Source organism: Nocardioides perillae (genome assembly GCF_013409425.1).
Taxonomy (GTDB): Bacteria; Actinomycetota; Actinomycetes; order Propionibacteriales; family Nocardioidaceae; genus Nocardioides; species Nocardioides perillae.
In genome coordinates this window covers 3,226,152-3,239,310 of sequence record NZ_JACCAC010000001.1, presented here as the reverse complement: position 1 = coordinate 3,239,310, position 13,159 = coordinate 3,226,152, and the positions used below count along the sequence as shown (strand labels likewise).

The window sequence follows — 13,159 nt, the reverse complement described above, 5'->3', positions numbered from 1 at the left end:
CGACCCCCGTCGACAGGGGGTGGAAGTGCCCCTGACGGCGCGTTACATGTGGGCCGGGGCCGTGGCCGCGGCGGGGGCGGGGCGGTCGACGGCGGCCGAGCCGCGCTGCGCCGGCACGCCGACCGGTGCGGGCGTCGCGACGAGCGCGTCGGCGAGGCGGGCCGCGACCGTCGCGGTGTCGCCCGCGAGGTCGGCGGGGTCGGGCGCGACGAGGCGGGGCACCCCGGCGACCTGGGCGGCGTCGGTCACCTGCGCCAACCCCTCCCCGGCGAGGTGCAGCACCGCGTCGGCACCGGCGAACGCGTCCGCCAGCAGCTGTCGCGCGCGCTCGTCGCCGGGGTCGACGGCCCACCAGCGCACGCGGGCGACGCGCCCCGAGCCGAGGTCGGTGTCGGGTACGCCGCAGCGCGGCGGTCGGCGCGTCACCGCACCGAGGGCGTGTCCCTCGGCGGCCAGCCGCGCCAGCACCGCGGCCGCGAGGGGGTCGAGCGGCGCGAGCGGGTCGGGGCGCGCGCCGCCGATCGTGGGCAGCGTGAGGACGAGGTGCACGGGCGTGCCCTTCGCGGGTGGGCGGAGCGGCCGGTGGCTCGACCGCCCCGACGGTGCCCACCAGCGTCCTCCGTCACACCCCGCCCTCTGGGACCATGGGCGCGTGCAGTCCCTCCTCGTCGTCGCGCTGGTCGCCGCCGCCGCGCTCGGCGTGCTCGCGGTGGCGACCGGCGTCGTCCTGGTGCGCACGCGCGAGCAGCTGGCGGCGGCCGAGGAGCGGGTCGCCGAGCTCGAGGAGCTGCGCGAGGCGATGCTGCGCGGCGAGCGCCGCCGCGACCGGCTGCTGCCCTCGGGGCGCGACGCCGTCCGCGCGGTCTGGGAGACCGCGGCGCTGGTGCGCGAGCGCGGGGTGGGCGCGGCGCTGCGCTCCTCGATCGAGGACCTCGCCGGCTGGGCGCAGGTCGAGCGCCCCGACCTCGTGCGCATGGCGTCGCGCGACGGCACGGTGACGCTGTTCTTCTCCGACATCGAGGGCTCCACCGCCCTCAACGACGAGCTCGGCGACAAGCAGTGGGTCAAGCTCGTCGCCTGGCACGACCGCCTCGTGCGCACGCGCGTCGTCGAGAACGACGGCCACGTCGTCAAGACCCAGGGCGACGGCTTCATGGTGGCCTTCGCCGACCCGGTGGCGGCCGTGCGCTGCGCGGTGCAGGTCCAGCGCGACCTGCAGGCCGCGGGTCGTCGCCCCGGTCGCACCCCCGTCCGGGTGCGCATCGGCGTGCACCGGGGCGAGGCCGTGCACCGCGACGGCGACCTCTTCGGCCGCAACGTCGCCCTCGCGGCCCGCGTCGCCTCGCTCGCCGACGGCGGCGAGCTCAAGGTCACCGACCCGGTGCTCGCCGAGCTCGACCCCGACCGCGTCGTCCTCCTCGGCTCGGAGGAGGTCGAGCTCAAGGGGCTGGCGGGCGTGCACGCCGTGCACACGCTCGACTGGTCGCGGCGCGCCGCCGCCGACGCCTGACGCGCGGCCGGGCGAGGTGTGCCCCCACGACGAGCGGGTACGTCGCAGGGGTCGCCGGGAGCAGGCCGGGAGCAGACCGGGAGGAGTGCGCGTGGACACGACGGTCGCGGGGCGCTACCGCCCCCTGCGCGAGCTCGGTCGCGGTGCCGCGGGTGCGGTGTGGCTGTGCGAGGACCAGGTGCTGCGCCGCGAGGTCGCGGTCAAGCAGGTCGGTCGGCTGCCGGGGGAGAGCACCCACGACGTGGCCCGCGCGCTGCGCGAGGCCCGCTCGTCGGCGGCGCTGCAGCACCCCGGGGTCGTGACGGTCTTCGACGTCGTCGAGGAGGACGACACCACCTGGCTGGTGATGGAGCACGTGCCGTCGCGACCGCTGTCGCAGGTCGTGGCCGACGACGGCCCGCTGCCGCCGCGCCGCGTCGCCGCCCTGCTCGCGCCGGTCGCGGGCGGCCTCGCCGCCGCCCACCGCGAGGGCACGGTGCACCGCGACGTGAAGCCCGGCAACGTGCTGGTCACCGACGCCGGCGTCGCCAAGATCTCCGACTTCGGCATCGCACGCACCGGGGGCGACGACCAGCTGACCCGCTCCGGCATGGTCGTCGGCACGCCTGCCTACTTCAGCCCGGAGCTCGCGCGCGGCGAGGACCCGAGCCCGGCCTCCGACGTGTGGGCGCTGGGGGCGACCGCCTACGCCGCGGTCGAGGGCCACCCGCCCTTCCCCTCCCACGACAACCCGCTGGCGATGCTGGCCGAGATCGCGCGCAGCACCGCCCCGCGGCCCGAGCGCGCCGGCCCGCTCACCCCCGTGCTCGCGCGGATGCTCGACCCCGACCCCGCGCAGCGGCTCTCGATGGCCGAGGCCGAGCAGGCCTTCCTCGACGTCGCGGCCGGCCGGGGGCGCGCCGGAGACGAGCCCACCGTCGCAGTCGCCGCGCCGCCGCCGACCGCGCCCACCGCGCCGCTGACGCCCACCGGTGTCGAGCCGCGGCCGGAGCCGGTCGCCGACCCCGCCCCCGCGGCGTACGCCGTGGCGCAGCCCGAGCCCGCCCCTCGCCGCCGGCGGTGGCTGCTGCCCGTGCTCGCCGCGGTGGTCCTGCTGGCGCTCCTCGGCTGGGGGCTCAGCACGGTGCTGGGCGACGACGCCGACGCACCGGCCACCACCGCCGGCGAGGACACGAGCGCCTCGCCGAGCCCGTCGGCGAGCGAGGACACCGGTGACGAGCCGAGCCCGGAGCCCGAGACCACCGAGCCGGCGCCGGAGCCCGAGACCACGGAGCCCGAGCCCGAGACGGAGCCCGAGACGGAGGCACCGCCCGCCGGCAGCGGTGGCGACGGGGCCGCGAGCGCGGGGTCCGCGGCGGCGTTCGTGGAGGACTACTACTCCCTGCTGCCCTCCGACCCCCGCTCCGCGTGGCCGCTGCTGGGCCCGCAGGTGCAGGCGGAGGTGGGCAGCGTGGAGGACTACGAGGCCTTCTGGCGCACGATCGACGCGGTCGAGGTGACCGGCACCGAGTCGGAGGGCGACGGCGTGGTGCTGGTGAGCCTGCGCTACACCACCGACGGCAGCAGCCAGACCGAGCAGCGTCGTCTCGGGGTGGAGCAGCGCGAGGGCGACCGCTTCGTCGTCGCGACCGACGAGGGCCCCGTCTGACGGACGCGCGGCCTGCGACGGGGCGCCGCGCTCACAGGTGGAGCGCGAGCCCGGTGCTGGCGACGACCACGGCGAGGCAGGCGAGCTCGGTGGCGCGGAAGACCCGGGCGCCGAAGCGCTCGACCAGCGAGCGCGCGGCCGGTGCGTAGGTCCGCTCGACGAGCAGCAGGGCGGCCGGGAGCAGCAGCACCAGGGCCGGCTCCCCGCGGGTGACGCCGGCAGCGGCCACGAGGCACAGCCCCGTGGCGCCCGCCAGGGCGACGACCTGGTCGGCACGCGTCCACCGGCTGGCGAGCGGGTGGCGCACGGCCGCGGCGTGCAGCAGGAGGCTGCTGAGGGTGACCGCGCAGATCCCGATGAGCAGCCACGTCTGCCAGCCCATCAGCGGCGGCAGCCAGCGTGCCGGCTCCGCGACGGCGTCCATGACGCCGACCACGCCCGACCCCGCGGCGACGAAGATCGCGGCCCCCGTCGTGGCGTTGCCGAGCCCGCGCCGGTCCAGGGCCCGCTCGCCGAGCAGCAGGGCGCCGGTGGCGACGACCACCAGGAGCACCCACGGCCGCATCGCGAGCGCGCCGACCACGGAGGCGGCGAAGGCGGTCGACCAGAGGGTCAGCAGGCGCGGGTCGCCGGAGCCGCGTCGACGACGGCGGACCTGCCGGCTCCAGGGCTGGCCGGTCAGCCAGGCGAGCACCACCGGCAGCAGCGCCCAGGTCGGCTCGGCGACGAGCAGGCCGAGGGCGACGGGGAAGAGCAGGAAGGCGAGCAGCCCCACGCGCGTGCGCACGACGGACACGGGGAGCACCAGCACACACCCATGGTGCCGACGTCGACGGGCGACGGGGCAGAGGATTCCGGCCTGACCCTGCAGGCCCCCGGACCCGGCCGCCAGGGCCGTTGGTCCCCCGGATTGGACGCGTTCGCGTGACTTGTGGGCCGCGAGGGCGTTCAATGGATCAGCACCGGGAGCCGAGGGACTCCCGTCACGCGGCTCGCACGTCCCGTCCCCCCGTCGGGATGCGTGGTCAGCAGCGTGCTCTCGGCACCCAGCCCGGTGCTGGTGAGGACCGCGGTGCGAGTCGCTGCCGCCGCGGTCCTCACCTCCGGCTAGGTTGCCGCGCATGGGAGCGGAGTACGACCAGCACGTGGCGGTCACCGACCTCGGCAACGGCGGGTTCGCCGCCGAGCTCGACGAGGGCTGGGTGGTCGGCGGCGGCGTCAACGGCGGCTACCTGCTCGGCGTGGTCGGCACGGCCCTGCGCGCCGCCTCGCCCGCCAAGCCCGACCCGCTGGCCGTCAGCGCCTACTACGTCTCCGCCGCCGTGCCCGGCCCCGCGACCGTGAGCACCCGCGTCGTCCGCGAGGGCCGGGGGAGCGCGACCCTCGCCGCCGAGCTGCGGCAGGGCGAGCAGGTGCGCGTCACCGCCCTCGCGACGTACGGCGACCTCGCCGGCCTGCCCGACGACGTCCGGACGACCGCCACCCGGCCGCCCATCCCGCCGCTGGAGGAGTGCGTGCCCGGCTCCGCCGCGCCGGAGGAGGTCCGCAAGGTGGCGCGGATGATGGCGCGCTTCGACATGCGCTTCGACCCCGCCTGCGTCGGCTGGACCGTGGGTGCGCCGAGCCGGCGCGGGGAGCTGCAGGCGTGGTTCCGCCTCAACGACGAGCGCGAGCCCGACCCGGTCGCGCTGCTGACCGTCCTCGACGTCCTGCCTCCGGTCACCATGGACCTCGGGCTGATGGGCTGGGCACCGACGCTCGAGCTCACCGCCCACGTGCGCGGCGCCCCGGCGCCGGGCTGGCTGCAGGTGCGCCACGTGACCCGCAACGTCGCCGGCGGCATGTTCGAGGAAGACTGCGAGGTCTGGGACTCCGCCGGCCGCCTCGTCGCGCAGTCGCGCCAGCTGGCGATGCTGCCGCGCTGACCGCCCACCACCCCGCCGCCCCCCTCTAGGGTGGTGCCGTGGTCGACCACCTGCTGCGCGCCGCCGGCGGGCTGGGCCACGCCTACCGCTCGGTGCCCTGGGGCTCCACGCCGCTCGGGCCGATGGCGTCGTGGTCGCCGACCCTGCGCAGCACCCTCGAGCTCGCGCTGACCACCCGGGTGCCGGTCGTCCTCCACTGGGGCCCGGAGCACGTCGTGCTCTACAACGAGGCCAACGTGCCGCTGCTCGGCGACAAGCACCCGGCCGCCCTCGGCGCCCCGGCCAAGGACGTCTTCCCCGAGGCGTGGGACGTCATCGCGCCGATGCTCGAGCGCGTGGGCGCCGGGCAGGGCTCGACCTTCGTCGAGGACCACGCGGTGCCGCTGGTGCGCCGCGGCTTCCTGGAGGAGTGCCACTTCACCTCCTCGCTCTCCCCGGTGCGGGGGCCTGACGGCCGCCTCGAGGGGATCGTGGGCATCGGCCTCGAGACCACCTCGCAGGTGCTCTCGCGCCGTCGGCTGGAGATGATCGGTGACCTCGGTCGCGCCCTCGTCGCGGTCGAGGAGGTCGCCGAGCTCGGGCCGCGGTTCGTCGACGAGGTCGTCTCGGGGAGCGACGACGTGCAGGCCGTCGAGGTGCGCCTGCCCGGGCGTCCTGTCGCCCGTCGGGGCCGGCCGCTGCCCGAGGCCCCGCGCGAGCCGATCGGCGACCGCGACCTGCTGGTGGAGGACGGCGTGACCGGCGGGGTGGGCCACGTCGTGTGGCTGCCGCTGCGCTCGACGGCGCGCGCCGAGGAGGGCGGCGCCGTGCTGGTGGTGGGGCTCAACCCGCGGCTGCGGCCCGACCGGAGCCTGCGGCTCTTCCTCCGGTTGCTCGCCTCGACGCTCGACGCCGGCCTGGCGCGGCTCTCGCTGCTGGCCGCGGAGCGACAGCGCGCGAGCGGACGACACGAGCTGTCGACCGCGCTGCAGCGCGCGCTGCTGACGCAGCCGATGTCGCCCGACGACCTCGAGGTGGCGGTGCGCTACGAGCCGGCGGCCGACCTCGCCCAGGTCGGCGGCGACTGGCACGACGCCTTCGTGCTGCCGAGCGGAGCGCTGGCGCTGACGGTCGGCGACGTGGCCGGGCACGACCGCGAGGCGGCGGCCGCGATGGCGCAGGCGCGCAACCTGCTGCGCGGCATCTGGTTCGGGGACGCCGAGGCGCCGCCGTCGGCCGTGCTCGACCGGCTCGACCTGACGATCCAGTCGCTCGGCGTGGCCACGACCACCACCGCGGTCGCGGCGCGCGTCGAGCAGACACCGGAGCAGCGCGAGCGCAGCGAGCGCACCCTGCGCTGGTGCAACGCCGGCCACCCGCCTCCGGTGGTCGTCGAGCCCGACGGCGAGGTGCGGTTGCTCGCCGGGGAGCCGCAGCCGCTCCTCGGGCTCCTCGCAGCCCCCGCCCGCAGCGACCGCACCACGACGCTGCGGCCCGGCTCGACGGTCGTGCTCTACACCGACGGGCTCGTCGAGCGCCGCGGTGCGCTGCTCGACGAGGGCCTGGAGTGGCTCCGCTCGCGCCTCGCCGGTGCCGAGCGGCTGACCCCCGACGCGATCTGCGACCGCCTGCTCGCCGGCGTCCTCCCGCGGGCCGGCGACGACATCGCCCTCCTCGTGATGCGGGCGGGTCCGCAGGACTGACGGCGCGGGGCTCGAGCAGGACAGCGGGTCTCAGTGCGTCCGGAGGGCGACGAGCCACCGCCGGCGCGGGTGCTCGGTCGCTGTCCACAACCCGCCGAGCTCGGGCCACCAGTGCAGGTCCTCGGGGCCGGGCGGGGCGGCGTACCTCCGTCGTCGCAGTGCCCCCGGCTGACCTCCGAGCAACGAGCCGGGCGCCACCGGTCCGTGCGAGACCGTGACGTGCCAGCGGCCGTCGCGCTCGACGACGCCCTGCATCCCGGCAACGCCCTTCGCGACGAGCGTGGGGCGTGCAACCCCGTCCGTGCCGAGCAGCGGCAGCTGGGTCGAAGGGTCGAGGGGCAGGCGCAGCAGGCGGCGCGACTTCGTGCCGCGGGCGTACTCCCCGGCCACCAGCGCTGCCTCCCCGCCGGTCCGCGAGAGCGAGAGGAACGACCAGCGGAAGGGTTCGGTGCCGTCGTCGGTCACGGCGGGCCAGGCCTGGCGCACGGGGAGGACGAAGCGGTCTCGAGACGGCCCTGGCGGGCCTCCTCGACCACCCGTGGCGGGCAAGCGCAGCACGTCGTTGACGTGGCACACCCACAACCCCGTGGCAGTGGCGGCGACGAAGAGCCACGGGCCGTGCCAGACCAGCCCGCCGGCGTGGACGCGCAGCGGCGCGAGCTCCGGCCCGGTGTCGCCGTCGACGACGCGCACGAGCTCGGCGTGCTGGTAGCGCCGCGTGTCGACGTCGTAGAAGCTCACCCGCGACCCGTCGTTGTGCCCGTCGGCCCCGGTGCCCCACCACGACACCGCGAGCAGCCGCCGGCCGTGCACCCGGTCGGGGTCGGCCTCGGTGAGGCGGGCGTCCGCCGTGCCGGTGATGCCCTGCGGCCACCAGCGGCGGTCGCGCCGGTCGGCGGCGTCCCAGGTCAGTGCGCGAGACACGCGCAGCCCCGGCGCCCACGGGGAGCGCCGGCCGCGGCGGTCGAGGTGCTTCAGCAGGCCCGCGAGGCCGACGCGCTCGGCGTCGCGCGCCTCGGCGTACGCCGTGGTGTCGGCCTCGCGGTCGCGCCCGGCCCGCAGCCCGATGCCGGGCACGTCCGCGCTCACCCGGGCACCTCCGCGGCCGGGAACCGCGTGCGGCCGCTCCGGGTGGCGACGGCGACGCCGACCACGGTGATGAGCAGGCCCAGCAGCTCGAGCGGGCTGAGCACGTCGCCGAAGGCCAGCCACGTCATCACCGCGGTCACCGGCGGCATCAGGAAGAAGACGCTCGCCGACGAGCCCGCGCCGCCGGTGCGCATCAGCACGCCGAGGAGCAGCAGGCCGACGATGGAGTTCACGAGTGCCAGCCACGCAATCGCGCCGAGGGCGACCCACGGGTCGTGCACGGTGTCGGTGCCCTCCAGCCACAGCGCGGCGAGCGCGATCGGGGGAGCGGAGACCGCGAACTGCAGCGTCGCCGACCACCACGGGTCGGCCCCGCTGCCGATCCAGCGCTGCCCCAGGGTGCCGAAGCTGAGCGCGAGCATGCTGAGCAGGCCGAAGGTGAGCCCGAGCGCCCCGCCCGCCTCCTCGATCTCCGGGCCGAGCACGATCAGCACGCCGACGACGCCCACGATGAACCCGCCGACCTGCAGGGCGGTGAGGCGCTCGCGCAGCAGGGCGCCTGCGAGCAGCGCGGTCAGCACGGGGCTCAGCGAGTGCAGCAGCGCCATGAGCGTGGGCGCGAGGCCCGCCGCGAAGCCGAGGTAGGCCAGGCCGAACTGCAGACCGTTCATCGACAGCCCCACCGCCGCCACGCGCGGCAGCATCCGCCGCCCACCGGGGAAGGCCCGCCGCGCCGGACCCCGCAGCGCCCGCGCGATCGCCGCGGCCACGACGGCCGCCAGGGCGAAGCGCAGCGCCACCAGCGTCAGCGGCTCGACCGCCTCCACCCCGATCGGCCCCGACACGTAGCCCGAGCTCCACACGAGCACGAACGCCGCGGCCGGCACGAGCGGGAGTCGCGACGCGTCCGCAGGTCGGGTCTGGTGCACCCCGCCGACCCTACGGCCGCGCCGTGCTGGAGGTCGCCCGCAGCCGCGTGTAACGCTGCACCGTGCTGCGACCACTGACAGGTGTGAGCCCCGAGAACGCCGTCCGCCCGATCGGACGCGACCCCGACGCCTTCGAGGCGTTCTACCGCGAGCACCTCGAGGCCGTGCAGCGCTTCGTGGCCCGCCGCGTCTCCAGCGTCCACGACGCCGCCGACCTCACCGCCGAGGTGTTCGTGGCCGCCATCGAGGCGAGCGACGTGACACCGGGCGGGGTCGACCCCCGCGTGTGGCTGTACGCCGTGGCGCGCCGCGTCGTGGCCAACCACCTGCGTCGTCAGGCCCGCGGCGTGCGTGCCGTCGCCCGGCTGCAGGGCCGCGCCCTGCTCGACGACGACGCCGTCGAGCGCATCGCGGCCAGGCTGGACGACGAGCGCGCAGCCCGGCGGCTCCTGCGCGAGGTCGCCGACCTGCCGCGCACCCAGCGGGAGGTCGTCGAGCTCGTCGCCGTCGACGGTCTCTCTCTCGTCGAGGCGGCCGCCGTCCTCGGCGTCAGCCCGGGCGCGGCCCGGGTGCGCTACCACCGGGCCCGGGCCCGCCTCCTGCCTTCCGCCGCACTCCGAGAGGTGACGTCGTGACCCCCCAGCTGGACACCTACGAGCAGGCCCTCCTCGACTCGCTGCGCGAGGTGGTCGCCGAGCGGTCGCCCCGCCACGCGCCGCGCCGCCCCTCGCGCCGCGCCCTGGCCCTGGCCGGCGGGCTCGTCGCGGCGACGACCACCGCGGTGCTGGTGGTGCCCGGCCTCGGTGCGGAGCCGGCGTACGCCGTGAGCGAGGGCAGCAACGGCGCCCTCGAGGTGCGGGTCAACCGGCTCGAGGACGCCGCCGGCCTCGAGCGCGAGCTGCGCGAGCGCGGCGTGGACGCGGTGGTGAACTACGTCCCCGACGGCGGGCAGTGCCGCCGCCCCGGCCTGGTCGAGACGGACGCCTCCGGCATCACCCTCAGCGTCGGTGACGAGACCTTCGGCGTCGAGCTCGAGGCCGGCGCGGTCGCCGCGGGGGAGACGCTCGTCATCGACGCCTCCATGCAGCGGCTGCCGGACGCGGTGTCCCCGGAGGGCTACCGCGAGACCGACCGCGCCGAGGTGTGGGTGAGCTTCGAGGTCGCCACCGGCTCCGTGCCGGAGTGCGTGCCCGTCTGACGCACCCGGGGAACCGTCGACCAGCCGTCGCCGTCTCAGCGGTGTGACCGTGCGCCCACGCCTCCTCCTCGTCGTCCTGGCCGTCGTCGCCGTCCTCGCGACGGCCTGCGGCTCCGGAGTCGGCACGCGCGCCGGCGGGCCCGAGGCCGTGGGCGAGTGGCGCCGGCTGCCCGACCTGCCGCTCAGCCCGCGCACCCACGCGGTCGTCGTCGGGGTTGAAGTCGCGGGGTCGCCGCGGGCCCTGGTGGTCGGTGGGTGGGAGCTGCTGTGCCCGCCCGGTGCCGACTGCAGCTACGCCGGCGGCCCGCTCTTCCGCGACGGAGCGGTCTACGACCCGGCCGACGACACCTGGACGCCGACCGCTCCCGCACCCCACGGCGTACGCCGTCACGAGCGCGCCACCGTCGGCCTCGGCGGCTCGGCGTGGCTCCTCACCTCCTGCGCGAGCGGCGTGACCTGCGAGGGACGCGAACGGCTGCTGCAGTACGACCTCGCGGCCGACCGCTGGACCGACCACGGCGCGGTGCCCGGCCCGGAGCGCTACCGCGCCCTCGTTGCGGTGGGCGACCGCCTGCTCGTCCCCACCATCAGCGACGAGGGCGGCGAGGCCCCTGACCTCCTCTTCGACCCGGCCACCGGGGCGTGGCGCGAGCTGCCCGACGACCCGCTGGCCGACAGCTTCGACCGCTTCGCGGTGCCGGTGGGCGAGCAGCTCGTGCTGAAGGGCTCGTCGATCGAGGACGTGCGTGCGGGCCGCTCCGCCACGGTGTCGGCGGCGCGCTTCGACCTCGACTCGTGGGCGTGGACGACGCTGCCGGACGCGCCCGTGCCCGGCTTCCAGCTCGTGGGGTCCGACCGTGGGCCGGTGCTCGTGGGCCACTTCGTCGAGACCTCCGGCGCGGTGCTCGACCCCGCGACCTGGGCGTGGTCGCGCCTGCCGGAGCCCGGCGCCGACCCGCGTGGGCGCACCTCGCAGCTCGGCGGCGTGCTCGGTCGCGGCGGCGCCGCCTACGACGTGCCCAACAGCGTCGGCGAGATGACCTCCCGGCTGCGGGTGCTGCTGTGGGACGCCGCGGCGCAGGCCTACGTCGAGCTGCCGGCCATGCCCGAGCGCCGCGACGAGGTGCACGACGACAGCAGCGCCGCGCTCGGCCGCGACCTCCTCGTCGTCGGCGGGCAGCGGTGGCCCGGCGGAGCTGTCGGCGGGGCTGCCGGCGGGTCCGGCAGTGGGGAGGGAGAGCTGGTGCGCGAGGCGTGGCTGTGGCTCGCGCCCGGGCCCTCCTAGGCCACTTCTCGTCCACAGGCCTGTGGACGGGATCCGTTGTGCACAGGGCGATCTGCGCCGTCCCCGACTGTCGGTGGTCCCTGGTTGAGTGGTCCTCATGGCAGCCAGCCCCGTCCCCGAGTTCGAGTCCGCCGCGGCGGTCCTCGACTTCGCCGGGGTGCGGGCGCGCGACGGCCGAGCCGTCGAGGCCGACCTCATGCTCGCGGCGTGCACCTGGGCTGACCTGCACCCCGCGGCCGACCTGCTCGACGCCGCCCACGTCGCGGGTGCGCCCGACTACTTCGACCGGGGTCTGACGCTCGCGGGGTCGCACGCGCCGACGGTCGCGGAGTTCGCGGTCGCCGAGCTCGCCGCCCGGATGGGGCGCACCACGCAGGCCGGCGGCTCATTCCTGGGCGAGTCGCTCTTCGCCCGGCACCTCCTGCCCCGGCTGTGGGAGCGGCTGCAGGCTCTCGAGGTCGACGGCTGGCGGGTGCGGCTGGTCGCGCGGGCCTGCCTCGTGCGCGACCTCGTGCCCGCCGCGGCGGCCCACGTCGACCGCCACCTCGCGCCGGTCGCCCAGACCGCAGGGCCGGTGGTGCTCGAGCGGCTGGTGAGCGAGGCGTTCGCGCGGTTCATGCCCGAGGCCGCCGAGGCGGAGCGGGAGCGGGCCGAGGAGCGGCGCCACTTCGACGTGCACTGCGACGGTCGCACCAGCGACCTCGACGGCACGGTCGACGCCACCGGCACCTTCGACCTGCCCGACGGGCTCGCGATCCGCGACGCCGTGGAGGAGGAGAAGGCCCGGCTGCGCGCCCTCGGCGCCGCCGACCAGCCCGGGCCGCTGTCGGCCCAGGCGCTCGCCAACCTCGTGGCGCGCGGCAGCGACGGCGCGAGCGCGCAGGGCACGCTCGACCTGCTCGTGGGGGACGCCGAGGGCCCCGGCGGGCCTCATCCCGGTGGTCGAGCAGCGAGCCCTGGCGAGCGTGTCGACACCCCCGACGCCCGCCCGCACGGTCCGCGCCGGCGCTACCTCCTCCACCTGCACCTCTCCGACCTCGCCGTGCACGGCGGTGGCGGCGGTGAGATCGGCCGCGTCGAGGAGACCCGCGCCCCGGTCACGGCCGCGACGATCCGCGAGTGGCTCGGCGCCGGTGCGACGGCACAGGTCACGGTCTTGCCCGTCCTCGACCTAGGCGAGGCGGTCCACACCGAGGCCTACGAGGTGTCGACCCGCCTCGCGCGGCGCACCGCCCTGGTCCACCACACCTGCGTCTTCCCGTGGTGCAGTCGGGCGGCCCGCTCGTGCGACCACGACCACGCCGTCCCCTTCGACCCCGCCGGTGCCCCCGGCGGCGGCCCCGGCGGCAGGGGCGGGCCGACCTGCTCCTGCAACATCGCGCCGCTGTGCCGCACCCACCACCGGCTCAAGACCCACGGCCACGCCGCCACACGCTGGACCTCGACACCCGCCGGCGACGGCGCCTGGCTGTGGCGGTCGCCCCACGGGGCGCACTACCTCCGCGACCACCTCGGCACCCGGCCCGTCGACGGCCCGCTCGCCACCGGCACGGGCCCACCCGACGAGGGCGGCACCGGTCCACCCGGCACCGGCCCGCCCGCACCTGCGGACTGATCGACGCGTCGCAGGTGCGGTTCTTCACCAGCCCGTCGCATCGTTCGTCCGTCTCGGCACTGCTCGCGCACCTCGGACGGCAGCCCGCGCGACGGACGCTGGAGCTGGCCGCACCGTCGCGCCCCTCGGCGTGCCTCCAAACGCGCCCCGGCCCACGGCGTACGGCCGCGCCCCAGCCCGCACCCCAGCTAGGGGGCGGGCTGGTTGTGCTGCCCACTGCTCGGAACGGCCTGGTGCCGCCCCGCTGTCGGGACCGCTACGCCGGCCGAGGCGTTGCG

12 protein-coding genes are annotated in these 13,159 nt (G+C 76.9%); 8 read left to right on the top strand and 4 right to left on the bottom strand.

Annotated elements, in window-relative coordinates; translation table 11 throughout:
• Positions 1-42: 42 nt before the first annotated feature.
• A complete protein-coding gene (locus tag BJ989_RS17225) occupies positions 43-549 on the bottom strand; it encodes a hypothetical protein (RefSeq protein ID WP_218848842.1) in 507 nt (168 codons plus the stop codon).
• Between the two features lie 103 nt (positions 550-652).
• Here BJ989_RS17225 and BJ989_RS18895 point away from each other — a divergent pair, with 103 nt between their 5' ends.
• Both BJ989_RS18895 and BJ989_RS15215 read left to right on the top strand, forming a co-directional pair.
• Positions 653-1,510 (top strand): adenylate/guanylate cyclase domain-containing protein, encoded by an 858-nt coding sequence (locus BJ989_RS18895; RefSeq protein ID WP_218848841.1) that lies wholly within the window; start codon positions 653-655, stop codon positions 1,508-1,510.
• Positions 1,511-1,601: 91 nt separating this feature from the next.
• On the top strand, positions 1,602-3,158 hold the full coding sequence (locus BJ989_RS15215) for a protein kinase domain-containing protein (RefSeq protein WP_179518922.1): 1,557 nt from the start codon (positions 1,602-1,604) through the stop codon (positions 3,156-3,158).
• Between the two features lie 31 nt (positions 3,159-3,189).
• On the opposite strand, the gene BJ989_RS15210 is transcribed toward BJ989_RS15215, so the two are convergent.
• Positions 3,190-3,969 (bottom strand): YwiC-like family protein, encoded by a 780-nt coding sequence (locus BJ989_RS15210; RefSeq protein WP_179518921.1) that lies wholly within the window; start codon positions 3,967-3,969, stop codon positions 3,190-3,192.
• Between the two features lie 310 nt (positions 3,970-4,279).
• On the opposite strand from BJ989_RS15210, the gene BJ989_RS15205 reads away from it, so the two are divergent.
• Together BJ989_RS15205 and BJ989_RS15200 are read left to right on the top strand one after the other, a co-directional pair.
• Entirely contained in the window at positions 4,280-5,083 is an 804-nt protein-coding gene (locus BJ989_RS15205; RefSeq protein WP_179518920.1) for a thioesterase family protein, read from the top strand.
• A gap of 38 nt (positions 5,084-5,121) precedes the next feature.
• Positions 5,122-6,765: a SpoIIE family protein phosphatase gene (locus tag BJ989_RS15200; RefSeq protein WP_179518919.1), complete on the top strand. Its 1,644-nt coding sequence runs from the start codon at positions 5,122-5,124 to the stop codon at positions 6,763-6,765.
• A gap of 30 nt (positions 6,766-6,795) precedes the next feature.
• On the opposite strand, the gene BJ989_RS15195 is transcribed toward BJ989_RS15200, so the two are convergent.
• A complete protein-coding gene (locus BJ989_RS15195; protein WP_179518918.1) occupies positions 6,796-7,854 on the bottom strand; it encodes a hypothetical protein in 1,059 nt (352 codons plus the stop codon).
• Positions 7,851-8,783 (bottom strand): EamA family transporter, encoded by a 933-nt coding sequence (locus tag BJ989_RS15190; RefSeq protein ID WP_179518917.1) that lies wholly within the window; start codon positions 8,781-8,783, stop codon positions 7,851-7,853. The genes BJ989_RS15195 and BJ989_RS15190 overlap by 4 nt, the downstream gene beginning before the upstream one ends.
• A gap of 83 nt (positions 8,784-8,866) precedes the next feature.
• Between BJ989_RS15190 and BJ989_RS15185 the strand changes: the two genes are divergently transcribed.
• The 4 genes from BJ989_RS15185 (at position 8,867) to BJ989_RS15170 (ending at position 12,881) form a co-directional block, all read left to right on the top strand.
• Positions 8,867-9,418 (top strand): RNA polymerase sigma factor, encoded by a 552-nt coding sequence (locus tag BJ989_RS15185; protein ID WP_343049411.1) that lies wholly within the window; start codon positions 8,867-8,869, stop codon positions 9,416-9,418.
• Positions 9,415-9,981 (top strand): hypothetical protein, encoded by a 567-nt coding sequence (locus BJ989_RS15180; protein WP_179518916.1) that lies wholly within the window; start codon positions 9,415-9,417, stop codon positions 9,979-9,981. The genes BJ989_RS15185 and BJ989_RS15180 overlap by 4 nt, the downstream gene beginning before the upstream one ends.
• Before the next feature lie 49 nt (positions 9,982-10,030).
• Positions 10,031-11,266, top strand: coding sequence for a Kelch repeat-containing protein (locus BJ989_RS15175; protein ID WP_179518915.1), 1,236 nt, complete (start codon positions 10,031-10,033; stop codon positions 11,264-11,266).
• A 97-nt stretch (positions 11,267-11,363) separates the two neighbouring features.
• Entirely contained in the window at positions 11,364-12,881 is a 1,518-nt protein-coding gene (locus BJ989_RS15170) for a hypothetical protein (RefSeq protein ID WP_179518914.1), read from the top strand.
• Positions 12,882-13,159: the final 278 nt, after the last annotated feature.